Here is a 14,299-nt window from a genome sequence, read left to right on the forward strand (position 1 = left end):
GGCGTGCACGCCGCACAATGGGGGGATGGACCGCGTCGCACTCGCCGACTTCCTCCGCCGCCGCCGGGCGTCGCTGCAACCCGCCGATGTCGGGCTTCCCGCGGGCGCTCGACGGCGGGCGCCGGGGCTGCGGCGTGAGGAGGTCGCAGCCCTGACCGGGATGTCGGCCGACTACTACACCCGCCTCGAGCAGCGTCGCGGTCCCCAGCCGAGCGAGCAGATGCTCGCCGCTCTCGCCCGCGCTCTGCGCCTCACCGATGACGAGCGCGACTATCTCTTCCGCACGGCGGGACATTCGGCGCCGGGCCGGCGCCGCTCCCTCCCGCATGTCGCGCCGCCGCTGCTGCGCGTGCTCGACCGGCTCGAGGACACGCCGGCGCTGATCCTCTCGAACCTCGGCGAGACCCTGGTGGCGAACCGGATGGCGACGTCGCTGTTCGGCGACACGACGGCACGCACCGGCCCCTCACGCAGCGACGTCTACCGCTGGTTCACCGAGCCGACCTCGCGCGCCGTCTACCCCGAAGACGACCACCCCCGGCTGGCGCGGGCCCTGGTCGCGAACCTGCGGGTCGCGTACGGCGCGATGGGCCGGCGTTCGCGCGCCGGAGAGCTCGTCCGCGCCCTGCAGGAGGTCAGCCCCGAATTCGCCGAGCTGTGGGACCGGCACGAGGTGGCGGCGCGCTTCGAAGACCACAAGACGCTCATCCATCCCGAGCTGGGCCCGATCGAGCTGGACTGCCAGGTCCTGTTCACCGAAGACCAGTCGCAGGCGCTGCTCGTGCTCACCGCCGCGCCGCACAGCGAGGCGGCCGAGAAGCTCGAGCTGCTCTCCGTGCTCGGCACGCAGCGCTTCGGCGGCTGAGGCGGCGGGTCCTCCCGCGCGCAGGCGTCAGCGGGATGCCGCGGCCTCGGCGGCTCCCCGCCCCCAGCGGAACGGTGAGACGGTGCGGTCGCCGGCAATCCAGAACCGCCAGGGGAAGGCATCCGTCCCGGCGATCCCGGCGATGCCGACGCGGGGACCGGATGCCACGGATGCCAGCGGCTCGTCCCGCAGCTCGAGCCGCGCCACAGCGTCGCCGAACGGCGCGGACTCGACCACGTCGATGCCGTCGTGCAGCGCGTGCCGCAGTCCCATCGCGTCGCCGAATCGTCCGGGCCCGCGGGCGAGCTCGCGATCGGTGCGGGCAGCCGGCCGGCGTCGCCGCGCGACCTCGAGCCCCTCGACGATCTCGCCGGCGCGCAGCAGGATCCCGCCGGCCTCGCCCTCCGGGCCGCACACCACGTTGGCGCAGGAGTGGATGCCGTGGCTCAGGTACACGTACAGGTGACCGGGTTCTCCCCACATCGTGGCGTTGCGGCGGGTGTACCCCATGCGCGCGTGCGATCCCGGATCCGGCACCGGTCCGGTGCCCTTGCCGTGATACGCCTCGACCTCGGTGATCCGCGCGGCGACGGTCTCGGCATCCATCGTCACCGTGAGCACGCCGCCGAGCAGGCGCGGGGCGACCTCGAGCGGCAGGCCGGACAGCTCGGCGCGCGCGGCCGGATGCATGGCGGAGCGGGCGGATGCCGGGGGCACGGCTCGGTCGATGGATGCGGGGGGCACGGCTCGGTCGGCGGATGCGGGGGGCACGGCTCGGTTGTCGGATGCCGAGCGGGCGGATGCCGGGGGCACGGTCTCGGGTGCGGTGTCAGTCATGGCGGTCGGGGCGGGGCGCCCGCGCTCCACGATACGCCGGAGCGCGGGACCGCCCGGCCCTCCCCCGACCACTCGCCCGTGCGTGACTCGTCAAAAGTGGTCGGTATGGTCGCGATGATTCCCGCCAGTTCTGACAAGTCGGGAACGGGCGCGGGGCGCCGACCGGCGCGGGGCGCCGACCGCCGCGGGCTCGCGGGACCGCCCGGCCCCGCACGCACCCCGCCGTAGACTCGCCGCATGCCGCTCGTCTACCTGTGCGTGCGCCCGCAGCACGAGGCGGGCGTCGCCGAATACGCGTCCTTCCGCGAGACGGCCGGTCTGGGCCTGGACGAGCTGCAGCAGCACGACCTCACTCGCGCGCCGCTGCCGGCGGATGCGTTCGAGCGGTGGCGCGGGTTCCTCGTCGGCGGCAGCCCGTTCAACCTGACCGACCCGGAGCGCGACAAGTCCGACGTGCAGCGCCGCGTCGAATCCGAACTCGAGGCGATCGCGGCTCGAGCGGCCGACGCGCGCACCGCGGCACTGTTCACCTGCTACGGCATCGGGGTCGTCACCCGGATGCTGGGCGGCAAGGTGACCCGGCAGCATCCCGAGCCGACCGGACCGGCCACCGTCGTGCTGACCCCAGCCGGTCACGACGACCCGATCACGGGCGGCCTCGCCTCGCCGTTCCACGCGCTGTCCGCCCACAAGGAGGGCGCCGGCGCCGCCCCGGCCGGTGCGACCCTGCTCGCCACGAACGAGGCCTGCCCGGCGCAGGCGTACCGGGTGGGCGATCGCCTGTATGCGACGCAGTTCCATCCCGAGTCGACGCCGGTGCCGTTCACCGAGCGGATGGCGCTGTACCGCGACGGCGGATACTTCGACGCCGCCGAGTACGACGCGATCGCGCAGCGGGTGCTCGCCACGCCGGTCACCGAGCCGGGTCGGATGCTGCGGGCGTTCACGGAGCGGTTCGGCGCTTCCTGACCTCCGCGGCGTGCGACGCCGCACCATCCAGCACGCCCGTCACTGGGACGGCGGCGGAGGCACCTGACACCAGGACAGGTCGAAGCCGGTGAAGGTGTGCACGGCGCTGCCGTCGGCCAGCGCGATCACGTGCGTGACCACCCGGGTCGGCATCGGCATCCAGTACTGGTCGTAGCTGTTCGAGACCGCATCGGGCGCGACGGTGATGGCCGCGTACTGGCCGCTCGGCGACACGCAGGTCTGCAACAGGGCATCCGTCGGGGGCATGTCGAAGACGGATGCCGCGGCCCCGTCGCCCGCGACCCGGTATACCCGCGTCCCCTCCGGAACGCCCTGGCCGGCGCCGGTGCCGCCGGCCACGTCCAGCACCGTGTAGGGGCGGATCGACCCGCCGTCTGCGCCGGGGATCGGGGTGACGACCCCCATCCGGCCGGGCACGTCGCGTCCGTCGAGGCTGGCCTTGGTGAGCGTGTTCTGGGTGCCGTCGGTGAGGTCGACGGTGACCATCCCGTCGGCCCGCTCGACGACGGCGACGGACGATCCCCGGGCGATGCCGTCGATCGCCATCCCGGTGCCGAGGTCCGCGGCATCCTGTCCGTCGGCGCTGCTCAGCAGCATCCGCCCGTCGTAGGTGAGGACCAGGATGCTGTCGCTGTCGGGCACGAAGCGCCAGTCGGCGACCCGCTTCTCGGTGCCGCTGACGGCGACCTCGGTGGGGGCGGTGTCGGCGGCGGCATCCTTGACCGAGGCGATGAACAGCCGGTTCTCGCGGGCGCCGGCGGTGCCGAGTGCGGCATCCGAGAACGTGTACCCGACGAGCTCGCCGCGGTCGGCGCTCTGCAGCTGCGAGATGGTGCCGGGTCCGGGCAGCGGGAGGGTGCGCTCGCCCTTGCCCTGCAGGTCGGTCACGACGAGCGCCGTGTTGCCTTTGGCATCGAGCGTGGAGATGACCAGGTGCCCGGTCGTGGCGCGGAAGTCCTCGATGTGATCGCCGCTGAACACCGGCACCGGGTCGGCGCCGTGCAGATCGGTGCGCAGGATCCGGTCGCCGTGTCTGCCGCGCTGCAGCAGGTACGTCTGCAGCCCCGGCGTGCGGAACGTCTCGGTCACGGTGGTGGACGGGCCGCCGCCGAGCCCGGTCACGCCGGCGACGCGCACCGTGTACTCGGTGTCGTCGTGCAGCGGGAGGGTGAAGCGGATGCCCAGGTCGCGGCCGGCGGTGTCGACGGTGAACTCGGCAGCCGGGGTCACCGTGACCTGTGCGGCCCTGATCTTGTGCAGCGACTGGTTCATCGTCACGATCAGGCGCGCACCGGATGCCGTGGCCGCGGCATCCGGATCCACGTGCACCGCCGTGGGCCGCGGTCCCTGCGCACCGCCGACGGCGGCCCCGACCAGTCCGAGGACGGCGAGCGCACCCAGGACGGCCGCGAACGTGCCGGCGAACGCCCGTCCTCGACGCCGGCGGGAGGCCGCGCGCCGGGTTCCGGCGTCAGTACTCATACGGATCCTGGGGCTCGGGGATCGGCTTCACGCCGGTCGCCGCGATCTGCAGCGCGCCGGACCCGCTCGAGCGGACGGTGCCGGTGACCTCGATCCACGCGCCGGTCTTCGGTGCGGCGCCGGATCCGACCACCGGGACGCTGGCCGGCTGCGCGTCGATCACGCAGTGGGTGATGATCAGGCGGGTCAGCGCGAAGCCGCCCCCGTCGGCCGGCGTCGCGAATCCGGTCAGGGTGACCGCGTCGCCCTCGAACGCGTCGGGGTTCGTGGCGGTCGCGAACACGCTGGCCCAGTCGCCGACCCCGAACTTGGCCGTGTCTCCGTGGGTGGCCAGGCTCACGACATCCGCGCCCGCGAACAGCGGCGCCGCGCCGACGTCGCGGCTCTGCGCGATCTCGGCCGACAGCGACGCGGGCGGCAGCAGCAGGATCGACAGGATGACGCCGGTCGCGGCGACGCCCCCGGTGGCGGCGACCACCGCCCCTGCGCTCCGCCCCACCCCCTGCCGCGAAATCGTACGATCTGGCCCACTGAACATGAAACTCGGCCCGGTTTGATGTGCACTCGGCCAAATCGTACGATTTCGCGGACCAGCGGCGGCCGCGGGCGCGGGGGCGGGAGGGGCGTGCGCGACGTCGCCGTGGTCGTGGCCGTGGTCCTCCTCGGCGCCGGGCGGCAGCAGGAAGCTCAACGCCGCCCCGACCAGCACCAGCACCGCCATCGGGATCGCGAACCAGTTCGACGACGGGTTGATGTACAGGGCCAGGCGGCCGGTCAGCGCGAGCCCGAGGGTCACCACCGCCAGGCACGAGGCGAGCCCCACGCCGAGCCAGCGGTTCCAGAGCGAGGCGCTACGCGACAAGGTTCACCCCCACCCCGATGGCGAACGCCGCCAGCACCACGGTGACCACCATCCCGATCAGCACCCGGGTGGTGAACGTGGTCCGCAGCAGGGCCATCATCTTCACGTCCACCAGCGGCCCCACCAGCAGGAACGCCACGATCGACCCCGGCGTGAACGTGGAGGCGAACGACAGCGCGAAGAACGAGTCGACGTTCGAGCAGATCGACACGATCATGGCCAGCATGATCATCGCCACGATCGAGAACACCGGGTTCGATCCGATCGCCAGCAGCGCGTCGCGCGGCACGAGCACCTGCACGGCACCGGCCACGGCCGATCCGATGATCAGCGCCGGCATCACCGCGCGCAGCTCGACGACGAACTGGGCGAGGCTGCGCCGCCACCGGTCGCCGGGCTCGTGCGTGACCAGCTCGCACGTGTCGCGGAACCGCTCGGTCAGCAGGGCGTCCGGGTCGGGATGCCGGCTGTAGATCCATCCGATCAGGTTGGCGATCAGATAACCGCCGACGAGCCGCGCGACGAGGATGCCGTCGCTGAAGCCGAACGCCTGGTGGGTCGTGATGATCACGATCGGGTTCACGATCGGCGCGGCCATCAGGAACGTGAGCGTCTCGGGCACCGTGAACCCGCGCATGAGCAGGCCGCGGGCGAACGGGACGTTGCCGCACTCGCACACCGGGATCACCATGCCCAGCAGAGACAGCACGGCCCGCCGGGCCCACGCGCGCCGCGGCATCCACCGCTCGATCATCCCCGGCGGGATCCACACCTGCACGACGATCGAGAGCAGCACGCCCAGCACGACGAACGGCAGCGACTCGATCAGCACGCTGATCGCGAGGGTCAGCCCGTCCTGCGCGCGGGTCGGGACCCCGGGCATCAGCTGCGGCGCGAACGCGTCCAGCGCGAACAGCACGGCGATCGCGGCGACGCCGATCCCGAGCAGGAGGGCGCGCCGGGGCGCCGGCCGGCGAGGCGGCCGGAGGCGATCGGTGGGCTTCGGGCGGGCGACGGATGCCGCGGCCGGGGTCCGCGTCACGTCAGCTCGTGCTCCTGCCTGCAGCGTCGCGTCGTGCCGCACAGTCGGCGCACAGGCCGAAGATGTCCACGACGTGCTCGGCCTCGGTGAACCCATGGCCGGCGGCCGTGCGTCGCGCCCAGTCCTCGACGTCGGTCGCGGCGATCTCGACGGTCAGCCCGCACGATCGGCAGATGAGGTGGTGGTGGTGGCCCGGGCTGGTGCAGGCGCGGTACAGGCTCTCGCCCTCGGGGCTCTGCAGCGAGTCGGCGTCGCCGGCCGAGGCCATGTCGGACAGCGCGCGGTACACGGTGGCCAGGCCGATGCCGGTGTTCTCGTCGCGCAGGGTCGCGTGCAGCGTCTGCGCGCTCACGAATCCGGGGGCGTCGGTGAGCGCCTCGCGCACGCGTTCGCGCTGCCAGGTGTTCCGCTGGGCCATGCTCCGAGTCTAGGCGGGCTCCCCGAGATGAGGCTGGGCGTCGGCCTCCGGCATCCCTCACCGCAGCGGGACGGGCTTGACGGTGATCCTCCCCATCCAGGTCGCGACCAGCACCGCCGTCAGCGACCCCGCCGTCATGATCGCCGCGAGCACGACGAGCTGGAACCGGCCGGCCTCCAGCGGCGAGATGCCGCCGAAGATCGCCCCCACGAACGCCCCCGGCAGCACGACGAGCCCCGTCGTCCTGGTCTGGTCGATCGTCGGGATCAGCGCGCCGCGCACCGCACGCCGCGCCAGCCCGATCGTCGACTGGCGCGGGGTGGCGCCCAGGGCCAGCCAGCCCTCCACCTCGTCCCAGTGGTCGATGACGGCCGTCGTCAGCATCCGGCCGGTGAGCGTGGCGATGGTCATCGCGTTGCCGATCACGATCGCGCCGATGGCCAGGGCGTAGCGCGGGGTGAACTCCAGCGCTTCGGTGCTGAACACGATGACCGCCGCGAGCAGGATGCCGGCGCCCATCGAGCCGGTCATCATGGTCGTCGACCGCCATGACCAGCCGATCCGACCGGTCGCGACCGACGCGGCGATGGCGAACATCACGCACAGGGCGACGGCGATCCAGCCCGGCTGGGTGATGATCCCGCTGAGGATGACGCTGATCACGGCCAGCTGCACGGCGCCGCGCAGGATGGCCAGCAGCGGCGTCCACGCCGCGGGCACCCGGAACAGCAGCAGCACGCCGGTCGTGACCGCCGCCAGCACCGCGACGCCGACGAGGGTCGGCAGGATGTCGGTCGGGATGCTCACACCGCGAGCCTAGGACTCGGAGTCGACGCGCACCGCCGGTCAGAGCTCGTCGGCTCCGGGTGGGGCAGGCGCGGGGGCGGGCGCCGCGGCGGCCCTCGGCATCCCCGAGCGCCGATCGACCGACGCGTGAACGCGCCCCGTGGCCAGCACAGTCGCCAGCACAAGGGCCACCATCGTCACCGCGAACCCGAGCGACACCCAGCCGGCGCCCAGGCCGACGCCGCCGTCGGCGACGGGCTTGCCCAGCCAGTCGGCGACCGACGCCCCCAGCGGCCGGGTCAGCACGTACGCGAACCAGAACGCGAACACGGCGTTCCAGCGCAGCACGCGATACCCGAGCGCCGGGACGAGGATCAGCAGCGCGAACAGGGCGATCGACGGCAGATATCCCAGCCCCAGTCCGACCGCGGTGAAGTCGCCCAGCGCGGTGCCCAGCGCGAAGGTGCCCACGACGGCCGCCCAGTAGAACAGCTCGCGGCGCGCGGTGGTGATCTCGTGCACGTCCAGGGTGCGCTCGATCAGCCGCCAGCCGACGAAGACCAGTGCCAGCAGCAGGGCGTACACGGCGGTCGAGACCGCGTAGGGCGCCCCGAGCACGACGTGCACGACATCCGCCGCCATCGTCCCGAACACGCCGACCATCGCCACCGCGAGCCAGTAGACGCCCGCGATGAAGCGCCGCCGGGTCAGCTGCAGCGCGAGGGCGGCGGCGAACAGCGCGAATCCGAGCAGCACCGCGACCACCGGAGGCATCACGTGGATCGAGAAGTCCGACAGCGCCTCGCCCAGCGCCGTCGAGGCGCCCTTCGTGACCCAGAACATCACCGACGGAGCGGCCACTCGGCTCACCGGTCGGGCCGCGGGGATCTGTGCGCTCACGCGGAAGAGAGTGGATGCCGCACGCTAAGAAATCACCCAGAGAGCGTCCGCGCGCGATGGCCGCGGCGCGTCTCAGCCGATTCTCAGAGCGAGGCGTCCAGTGTTCTGTGCATGCACACCAGCTCACCCCGCCCCGCGCTCGTCGCGCCCCTGATCCTCGCCGGCGCTGTTCTCGCCGTGGTCATCGGCGCCGGATTCGCGATCGTCGGGCACCCCGACTGGTCGGTCGCCGAGGACCAGGCGATCCGTGCCGTGCAGTCCGTGGGCGGTGCCGGGCTCGAGCTCGTCGCCGGGGCGATCGGCATCGGCTTCGGGCCGGCCGGGGCGATCCTGGTCGTCCTGATCGTGCTGGCGGTGGCGTATCTGCGCACCCGATCCTGGCGGCTCACGGCCCGCACGGCGATCGTGATCGCGGTGCCCTGGGCGGTCGCCGAGGCGATCAAGGACATCGTGCGGCGACCCCGGCCCGACCCGGCACTCCTCGGCCAGGCGGCCACAACGCCGCTGACCTACAGCTTCCCCAGCGGGCATACGGCGTTCGCGGCCGCCCTCGGCTGCGCGGTGATCCTGCTGCTGGCAACCGGGCGTGCCCGCGCGGTCGCGGTGGCGATCGCCGCGGTGGTCGTGCTTCTGACCGGCTGGTCGCGCATCTACCTCGGCGCGCACTATCCGACCGATGTGATCGCCTCGATGATCCTCGTGCCGGTGCTCGCCGTGGCCGCAGACCGGGTGGCCGGACGCATCCGCCTGCTCGCCGACGACGGTCTTCCGACGCACCTGCCGGCCGACGCGCCGTGACGCACGCCCGGGACGGACGTATCTTTCTCACAGGGGCCGCAGCCGCGCTCGGGGAGGACGACCGGATGGGATCCGCACGATGACCGGCGACCGGCCGCGCCTGCTGCTCGCCGAGGACGACCCGCAGCTCGGCCCCCTGATGGCCCGGGTGCTCGACGAGGTGTATGACGTCGTCCTGATCCCGGATGGCGCGGATGCGCTGGCCGCCGCGGTGGACGGCATGTTCGCCGTCTTCGTGATCGATCGCCGGCTCCCCGGGCTGGACGGCCTCGAGATCATCGCTCGCCTGCGCCGCGAGGGGGTGCGCACCCCCGCCCTGATCCTCACGGCGCTGGGCACGGTGCACGACAAGGTGAGCGGCCTGGACGCCGGCGCCGACGACTACCTCGTCAAGCCGTTCGACTTCGACGAGCTGTTCGCCCGGCTGCGGGCGATCCGACGGACCGACGACGGCGAGGGGCCGTTCGTCCGCATCGGCCCGTGGGAGTTCTACCCCGAGTCGCGCGCCGTCTACTCGCCGTACGAGGGCCGCAGCATCCTCACCGATCGCGAGAGCGCGCTGCTGCGACTGCTCGCCCTGCACCCCCGCAGGACGTTCAGCCGGGGCGAGATCCTCGAGGCGGTCTTCGATGCGACCGACACGCCCGGCACGGTCGACACGTATGTGCACTACCTGCGGCGCAAGACCGATCGCGACATCATCACGACCGTGCGCGGGCGCGGCTATCGACTGGGGATGATGTGACGGGCCGCGCGAGGCGGCGGCGATTGGATGCCGATGCCCGGCTGGTCCGCCGGACGGCGTGGACGGTCGGGGCGTGGATGACCGTCGCCGCGACCGTGCTGGTGATCGCAGTGCTGGTGGCGGCGTCCTCGATCGTGCTGGGGCAGATCCCCCTGGCCGAGCTGCTGGACCGACGGCACCACGAGGAGTCGATCGATGTCGGGGGGCTGGACGCGCTGGCCGGGATCGTCGTCATCGGGCTGCTCGCCATCGTGCTGGCCTGCACCCTCAGTCTGATCGTCACCCGCCGCGCCGTCGCGCCGCTCGTGGATGCGCTGGCCCGGCAGCGCCGCTTCGTCGCCGACGCCTCGCACGAGCTGCGCACGCCGCTGGCCGTCCTCGACGCGCGGCTGCAGGTGCTCGAGCGCTCTCTGCCGCCCGACGATCCGCAGCGGGGCATCGTCGCCGAGCTGCGCGCGGACTCCCGCTCGCTGATCGCCGTGGTCTCGGACCTGCTCGACTCGGTCGACGTCGCCTCGTCCGGGCACCAGCAGCCCGTGGCGCTCGCACCGATCGTGCAGACGGCGGTGTCGTCGATGCGGATGCTCGGCCAGGACAGGGGCGTGCACGTGACCGCGGGCGACGTCGCCCCGGACGTCTGGGTGCGGGTCCCCGAGACGAGCCTGCACCGCGCCCTGGTCGCGGTGATCGACAACGCCGTGAAGAACTCCGCCGCCGGAGACGCCGTCGAGGTCGCGGTGCGTGCGGACCGCGCGCAGGTGCGGATCGCCGTCCGCGACCATGGTCCCGGCATCCGCGGCATCCCCGTCGAGCGCGTGTTCGATCGGTTCGCGCGCGCCGCCGAGCCGGGCGCCGGCGGTTTCGGGATCGGGCTGTCGCTGGTGCAGGACACCGCCGGACGGTTCGGCGGCTGGGTCGAGGTGACCGAGACCTCGGCCGACGGGACGACGATCACGATCGGGCTGCCGCGGGCCAGGCGCCGCTGACAGTCAGTCGGCAGACGTGTAGAGGGCGACGACGCTGCGGTGATCGACGACGCGCTCACGCTCGCGGTATCCGAGGCGACGCAGCTCGTCCACGCCCCAGGTGTCCACCGCCCGACCGACCCGGTATTCGACCACCCACACCCGCTGCACGTCGTGGAACCGGCCGTGGCGGGCCGCAGCATCCACCGACATCGTGGTGTCATACCACGTCGGATCGTCGGGGTACGGCGAGGCCAGCGTGACATCGCGGACGGTTGCGAAGGATGTCGGGTCGGTGTCCATCGCCAGCCGCGGCCGGCGAGATGGGCGGGTGCCATCGTCGAACACGATCGCGTCGCCGACGCGCGCGTGCGTGCGGATCACCTGGGCGATCTGGTTCCAGTCCGACTGGTTCTTCGCGAACGGCGTACGTTGCGAGGCCCACACCGGGACTGCCGCCGCGATGACCGCGAGCAGGGCGATCGGAGCGAGCCGCCGGCCGAATCGCAGTCGCGCGAGCCGGCGGATGCCGGACGCCATCAGCACCGCGGCCGCGGGGGCGGCGTAGGTGCCATACCGCGCGGTGAATCCGGGCGCGACCGGACTCGCCGCGACCAGGATCCCCACCGGGATCACCAGCCAGCACACGGCCAGCACATCCAGCGCGCGCACCGGTGATCCGTCACCGATGTGCCGCGCGGCATCGCCGACCACGCCAAGCGTCGCGATACCGATCAGGGCCCAGGCGATCGCCGCGAACAGCGGTGTGGCGAACCACATCTGGATGAACACGGCGGTCGGGCCCGCGACATCCGTCCCGCGCAGATACCCGATCTGCGCCGTCTGGGTCGCCGCGACGGCGAGCAGGGGCAGCGCCAGGGCGGATGCAGTGGCCGATGCGATCAGCCAGCGACGCCGTTGCGGCCGCAGTTCGGGCGTCATCGCGATCGCCGCGCCGACGGCAAGGGTGAGCAACGCGAAGTAGAGGAACGCGTAGACGCCGACCGTGAGCACCACGGTGTAGGCGATCCACCACGGCCGGGAGGGCCCCCGGCCGAGCAGCAGCTCGACGACGATGGCGCACAGGATCGCGGCCAGAGCCGCGTCCCACGCATAGGAACGGGCTTCTTCGCCCGCATAGGTGAGCCGTGGCAGGACCGCGACGAGGACGCCGGCCAGGACGCCGAAGCGGACGGTGCCCACGCGCCCGCACATCCAGGTGACGGCGGCCGCGCACATCCCCGCGGCGAGCGCGGAGGGAAACCGCACCGAGAACGGGCCGGCGCCGAATAGCGCGACCCAGTCGTGCAGGCCGAGGTAGTAGGCCGCATGCACGACGTCGACGTGCATGACCATCGCGAGCAGGCTTCCGACCGGCCGTGTCGCAGACAGGACGCTGGCCGCCTCGTCGCCCCACAGCGAGGGGATCCACGAGCCGGTCATGGCGAGCGCCGCGGCCACGGCGCCCAGGGATACCGCAGCCAGGCGCAGCCGCCGCCGGGATGGGGGATCCGTGGGGCTGTGGATCCGCCCCTCGAGGTCGAGAGTCGTCATGTCACGGCGTCCCCCGCCGCGGGAAGAACGCGTCTGTCTCATCGAGGTACGCGGACTTCAGGATGCGCACATCGGGACGGAACCATCGACGCCCGTGCCGGCGTCCGATCAGGAAGCCGCCCCCGGCACCGGTGATCACCGCCCCGCCGGCGACGAGAGCGGGCGATCCGGATGACGCGAGGAACGCGCTGACCACCATGGGGTGAGCGTGCGCGCGGCCGACTAAGGAAGGTCTCAGACGGCCGTCGTGGCCGCGCAGGCTCTGCGCATCGGCCGTGCCACAAGGGACGGGTGCGGGGCGGACGGCGCCCGGCGGGGGCTATGCCGCCGAGCGCGTGACGCGGTCGCGGCCGGCGCCCACGCCCCGGCAGACCAGGTAGATCACGAACGAGATCGTGGTGATGTACGGGCTCACCGGCAGTTCGCCCATGACGGCGAGCAGGATGCCGCCGACGGCCGAGACGAGACCGAAGACCGCCGCGAGCACGGGCACCGCGACCGGACCGGTCGCCACCCGCATGGCCGCGGCGGCGGGGGTGACCACCAGCGCCAGCACGAGGAGGGCGCCGATGATGTGCACGGCGACGGCGACCACCAGGCCCAGCAGCAGCATGAACCCGAGCGAGACCCACCGCACCGGCACGCCGCGCGCGGCGGCGGCCTGCGGGTCGAGCGAATCGAAGCGCAGCGGCCGCCACATCAGGACGAGCCCGACCAGGACGACCGCGCTGATCACGATCAGCCAGCCCAGCTGTGCACTCTGCACCGTGACGATCTGGCCGGTCAGCAGACTGAACCGGTTCGCGCTGCGACCCGGATACAGCGACAGGAACAGGATGCCCAGGCCCAGCCCGAACGGCATCAGGACGCCGATGATCGAGTTGCGCTCCCGCGCGCGGGCGCCGAGCCACCCGATGAGCCCCGCGGCGATCAGCGATCCGACGATCGACCCGGTCACGGCATCCGCGCCCAGCAGCAGGGCGGCCGCGGCGCCGGCGAACGAGAGCTCGCTGATGCCGTGCACGGCGAAGGCCATGTCGCGCTGCATCACGAACACGCCGATCAGGCCGCCCACGAGCCCGAGGACGGCCCCCGCCCACACGGAGTTCGACACCAGCGCCAGGATCTCGCCGTAGTCGGCCACGCCGCCGAACATGGCGTTCCAGACATCCCCCCAGCTCATTCGTGCTCGCCTTCGTGATGGTGGTGGGATGCCTCGGCATCCGGTGCGCCGACGACCACGAGCCGGTTCCCGGCCCGCATCACGAACACGGCCGCGCCGTACAGGTCGGTGAGCACATCGCTGCGGAGCACGTCGCGCGGGGCGCCGAGCATGAATCGCCCGCCGGCGAGGTAGAGGATGCGGTCGACCTTGCCGAGCACCGGGTTGATGTCGTGCGTGACCAGCAGCACGGCCGCCTGCTGCTCGCGCCGATGCCGGTCGATCATGCGCACCACGGCGTCTTGGTTGGCCAGATCCAGGCTCGTCAGCGGCTCGTCGCACAGCAGCAGCCGCGGCTGGTCGGCCAGCGCCTGCGCGACCCGCAGCCGCTGCTGCTCGCCGCCGGAGAGCAGCCCGACCGGGCGGTCTGCGAACGCCGCCGCGCCGGCCGCGCGCAGCAGCTCGTCGACGCGCTCCCGGTCGCCGCGATGCGGGATCGGCGGACCGAACCGGTGCCCGTCGACGCCCAGGCGCACCAGATCGCGGGCCCGCATCGCCGTGTCGCGGGGCAGCGGACGCTGCTGCGGGATGTATCCGATCCGCCGGTTGCCGGCGCGGTGCACGGGCTCGCCGAGCGCGGTGATCCGGCCCTCGCTGAGCCGGTCGAGCCCGAGGATCGCGCGCAGCAGCGTGGTCTTGCCCGAGCCGGACGGCCCGAGCACGGCGATGAGCTCACCCGGGTCGACGGTCAGATCCAGGCCCGACCACAGGCTGTGGCCGCCGCGGCGCAGCGCCGCGTTCTCGATCACGAGGGGCGGGCCGGAATGCTCGGATTTCACCACTCCACCTTAGTGATAACGGTTCTCAGGGTGTGCGCGACCTTCGCCCGGCAG

16 protein-coding genes are annotated in these 14,299 nt (G+C 72.7%); 5 read left to right on the forward strand and 11 right to left on the reverse strand.

Annotated features, from left to right (window positions below):
- Window positions 1–25 precede the first annotated feature (25 nt).
- Window positions 26–865, forward strand: coding sequence for a helix-turn-helix transcriptional regulator (locus tag AC0L6F_RS09820; protein ID WP_259612995.1), 840 nt, complete (start codon window positions 26–28; stop codon window positions 863–865).
- A 27-nt stretch (window positions 866–892) separates the two neighbouring features.
- Here the strand turns inward: AC0L6F_RS09820 and AC0L6F_RS09825 are convergent, their stop codons facing one another.
- A complete protein-coding gene (locus AC0L6F_RS09825; protein WP_473539988.1) occupies window positions 893–1,555 on the reverse strand; it encodes a DNA-3-methyladenine glycosylase in 663 nt (220 codons plus the stop codon).
- A 384-nt stretch (window positions 1,556–1,939) separates the two neighbouring features.
- On the opposite strand from AC0L6F_RS09825, the gene AC0L6F_RS09830 reads away from it, so the two are divergent.
- Window positions 1,940–2,671: a glutamine amidotransferase-related protein gene (locus AC0L6F_RS09830; RefSeq protein WP_473537741.1), complete on the forward strand. Its 732-nt coding sequence runs from the start codon at window positions 1,940–1,942 to the stop codon at window positions 2,669–2,671.
- Between the two features lie 39 nt (window positions 2,672–2,710).
- On the opposite strand, the gene AC0L6F_RS09835 is transcribed toward AC0L6F_RS09830, so the two are convergent.
- From AC0L6F_RS09835 to AC0L6F_RS09860, 6 genes are read right to left on the reverse strand one after another with little or no spacing between them, the layout of a single operon-like run.
- A complete protein-coding gene (locus AC0L6F_RS09835) occupies window positions 2,711–4,174 on the reverse strand; it encodes a hypothetical protein (protein ID WP_473537742.1) in 1,464 nt (487 codons plus the stop codon).
- A complete protein-coding gene (locus AC0L6F_RS09840) occupies window positions 4,164–5,036 on the reverse strand; it encodes a TIGR03943 family putative permease subunit (protein WP_473537743.1) in 873 nt (290 codons plus the stop codon). Before AC0L6F_RS09840 ends, AC0L6F_RS09835 begins: the two co-directional genes overlap by 11 nt.
- Window positions 5,026–6,078: a permease gene (locus AC0L6F_RS09845; protein WP_259612997.1), complete on the reverse strand. Its 1,053-nt coding sequence runs from the start codon at window positions 6,076–6,078 to the stop codon at window positions 5,026–5,028. Before AC0L6F_RS09845 ends, AC0L6F_RS09840 begins: the two co-directional genes overlap by 11 nt.
- Before the next feature lies 1 nt (window position 6,079).
- A complete protein-coding gene (locus tag AC0L6F_RS09850; RefSeq protein WP_473537744.1) occupies window positions 6,080–6,496 on the reverse strand; it encodes a Fur family transcriptional regulator in 417 nt (138 codons plus the stop codon).
- 57 nt (window positions 6,497–6,553) lie between these two features.
- Window positions 6,554–7,303 carry an ABC transporter permease gene (locus AC0L6F_RS09855; RefSeq protein WP_473537745.1) on the reverse strand — a complete coding sequence of 250 codons (750 nt, stop codon included), beginning with the start codon at window positions 7,301–7,303 and terminating at the stop codon, window positions 6,554–6,556.
- Window positions 7,304–7,342: 39 nt separating this feature from the next.
- Complete coding sequence (locus AC0L6F_RS09860) at window positions 7,343–8,182, reverse strand: COG4705 family protein (protein ID WP_473537746.1); 840 nt, start codon at window positions 8,180–8,182, stop codon at window positions 7,343–7,345.
- Window positions 8,183–8,293: 111 nt separating this feature from the next.
- Between AC0L6F_RS09860 and AC0L6F_RS09865 the strand changes: the two genes are divergently transcribed.
- The 3 genes from AC0L6F_RS09865 to AC0L6F_RS09875 all read left to right on the forward strand — a co-directional run bounded on the left by AC0L6F_RS09865 (window position 8,294) and on the right by AC0L6F_RS09875 (window position 10,711).
- A complete protein-coding gene (locus AC0L6F_RS09865) occupies window positions 8,294–8,980 on the forward strand; it encodes a phosphatase PAP2 family protein (RefSeq protein WP_274636375.1) in 687 nt (228 codons plus the stop codon).
- Window positions 8,981–9,059: 79 nt separating this feature from the next.
- Window positions 9,060–9,725, forward strand: coding sequence for a response regulator transcription factor (locus tag AC0L6F_RS09870; protein ID WP_274636376.1), 666 nt, complete (start codon window positions 9,060–9,062; stop codon window positions 9,723–9,725).
- Between the two features lie 23 nt (window positions 9,726–9,748).
- The gene (locus AC0L6F_RS09875; RefSeq protein WP_473537747.1) at window positions 9,749–10,711 is read left to right on the forward strand and encodes a sensor histidine kinase; all 963 of its coding nucleotides are present in this window, start codon (window positions 9,749–9,751) and stop codon (window positions 10,709–10,711) included.
- Window positions 10,712–10,714: 3 nt separating this feature from the next.
- On the opposite strand, the gene AC0L6F_RS09880 is transcribed toward AC0L6F_RS09875, so the two are convergent.
- The 4 genes from AC0L6F_RS09880 to AC0L6F_RS09895 all read right to left on the reverse strand — a co-directional run bounded on the left by AC0L6F_RS09880 (window position 10,715) and on the right by AC0L6F_RS09895 (window position 14,245).
- Window positions 10,715–12,244 carry a hypothetical protein gene (locus AC0L6F_RS09880; RefSeq protein WP_274636378.1) on the reverse strand — a complete coding sequence of 510 codons (1,530 nt, stop codon included), beginning with the start codon at window positions 12,242–12,244 and terminating at the stop codon, window positions 10,715–10,717.
- 1 nt (window position 12,245) lies between these two features.
- Window positions 12,246–12,443, reverse strand: coding sequence for an SNARE-associated domain-containing protein (locus tag AC0L6F_RS09885; RefSeq protein WP_259613003.1), 198 nt, complete (start codon window positions 12,441–12,443; stop codon window positions 12,246–12,248).
- 120 nt (window positions 12,444–12,563) lie between these two features.
- A complete protein-coding gene (locus AC0L6F_RS09890; protein WP_473537748.1) occupies window positions 12,564–13,427 on the reverse strand; it encodes a metal ABC transporter permease in 864 nt (287 codons plus the stop codon).
- A complete protein-coding gene (locus tag AC0L6F_RS09895; protein ID WP_473537749.1) occupies window positions 13,424–14,245 on the reverse strand; it encodes a metal ABC transporter ATP-binding protein in 822 nt (273 codons plus the stop codon). The genes AC0L6F_RS09890 and AC0L6F_RS09895 overlap by 4 nt, the downstream gene beginning before the upstream one ends.
- Between the last annotated feature and the right edge of the window lie 54 nt (window positions 14,246–14,299).

The organism is Microbacterium sp. G2-16M, assembly GCF_055809115.1.

Excerpts from the sequence above, each read along its gene's own strand:
- AC0L6F_RS09820 (WP_259612995.1), top strand. The coding sequence starts at position 26 with ATGGACCGCGTCGCACTCGCCGACTTCCTCCGCCGCCGCCGGGCGTCG.
- AC0L6F_RS09825 (WP_473539988.1), bottom strand. The coding sequence starts at position 1,555 with ATGCATCCGGCCGCGCGCGCCGAGCTGTCCGGCCTGCCGCTCGAGGTC.
- AC0L6F_RS09830 (WP_473537741.1), top strand. The coding sequence starts at position 1,940 with ATGCCGCTCGTCTACCTGTGCGTGCGCCCGCAGCACGAGGCGGGCGTC.
- AC0L6F_RS09835 (WP_473537742.1), bottom strand. The coding sequence starts at position 4,174 with ATGAGTACTGACGCCGGAACCCGGCGCGCGGCCTCCCGCCGGCGTCGA.
- AC0L6F_RS09850 (WP_473537744.1), bottom strand. The coding sequence starts at position 6,496 with ATGGCCCAGCGGAACACCTGGCAGCGCGAACGCGTGCGCGAGGCGCTC.
- AC0L6F_RS09865 (WP_274636375.1), top strand. The coding sequence starts at position 8,294 with ATGCACACCAGCTCACCCCGCCCCGCGCTCGTCGCGCCCCTGATCCTC.
- AC0L6F_RS09870 (WP_274636376.1), top strand. The coding sequence starts at position 9,060 with ATGACCGGCGACCGGCCGCGCCTGCTGCTCGCCGAGGACGACCCGCAG.
- AC0L6F_RS09880 (WP_274636378.1), bottom strand. The coding sequence starts at position 12,244 with ATGACGACTCTCGACCTCGAGGGGCGGATCCACAGCCCCACGGATCCC.
- AC0L6F_RS09885 (WP_259613003.1), bottom strand. The coding sequence starts at position 12,443 with ATGGTGGTCAGCGCGTTCCTCGCGTCATCCGGATCGCCCGCTCTCGTC.
- AC0L6F_RS09890 (WP_473537748.1), bottom strand. The coding sequence starts at position 13,427 with ATGAGCTGGGGGGATGTCTGGAACGCCATGTTCGGCGGCGTGGCCGAC.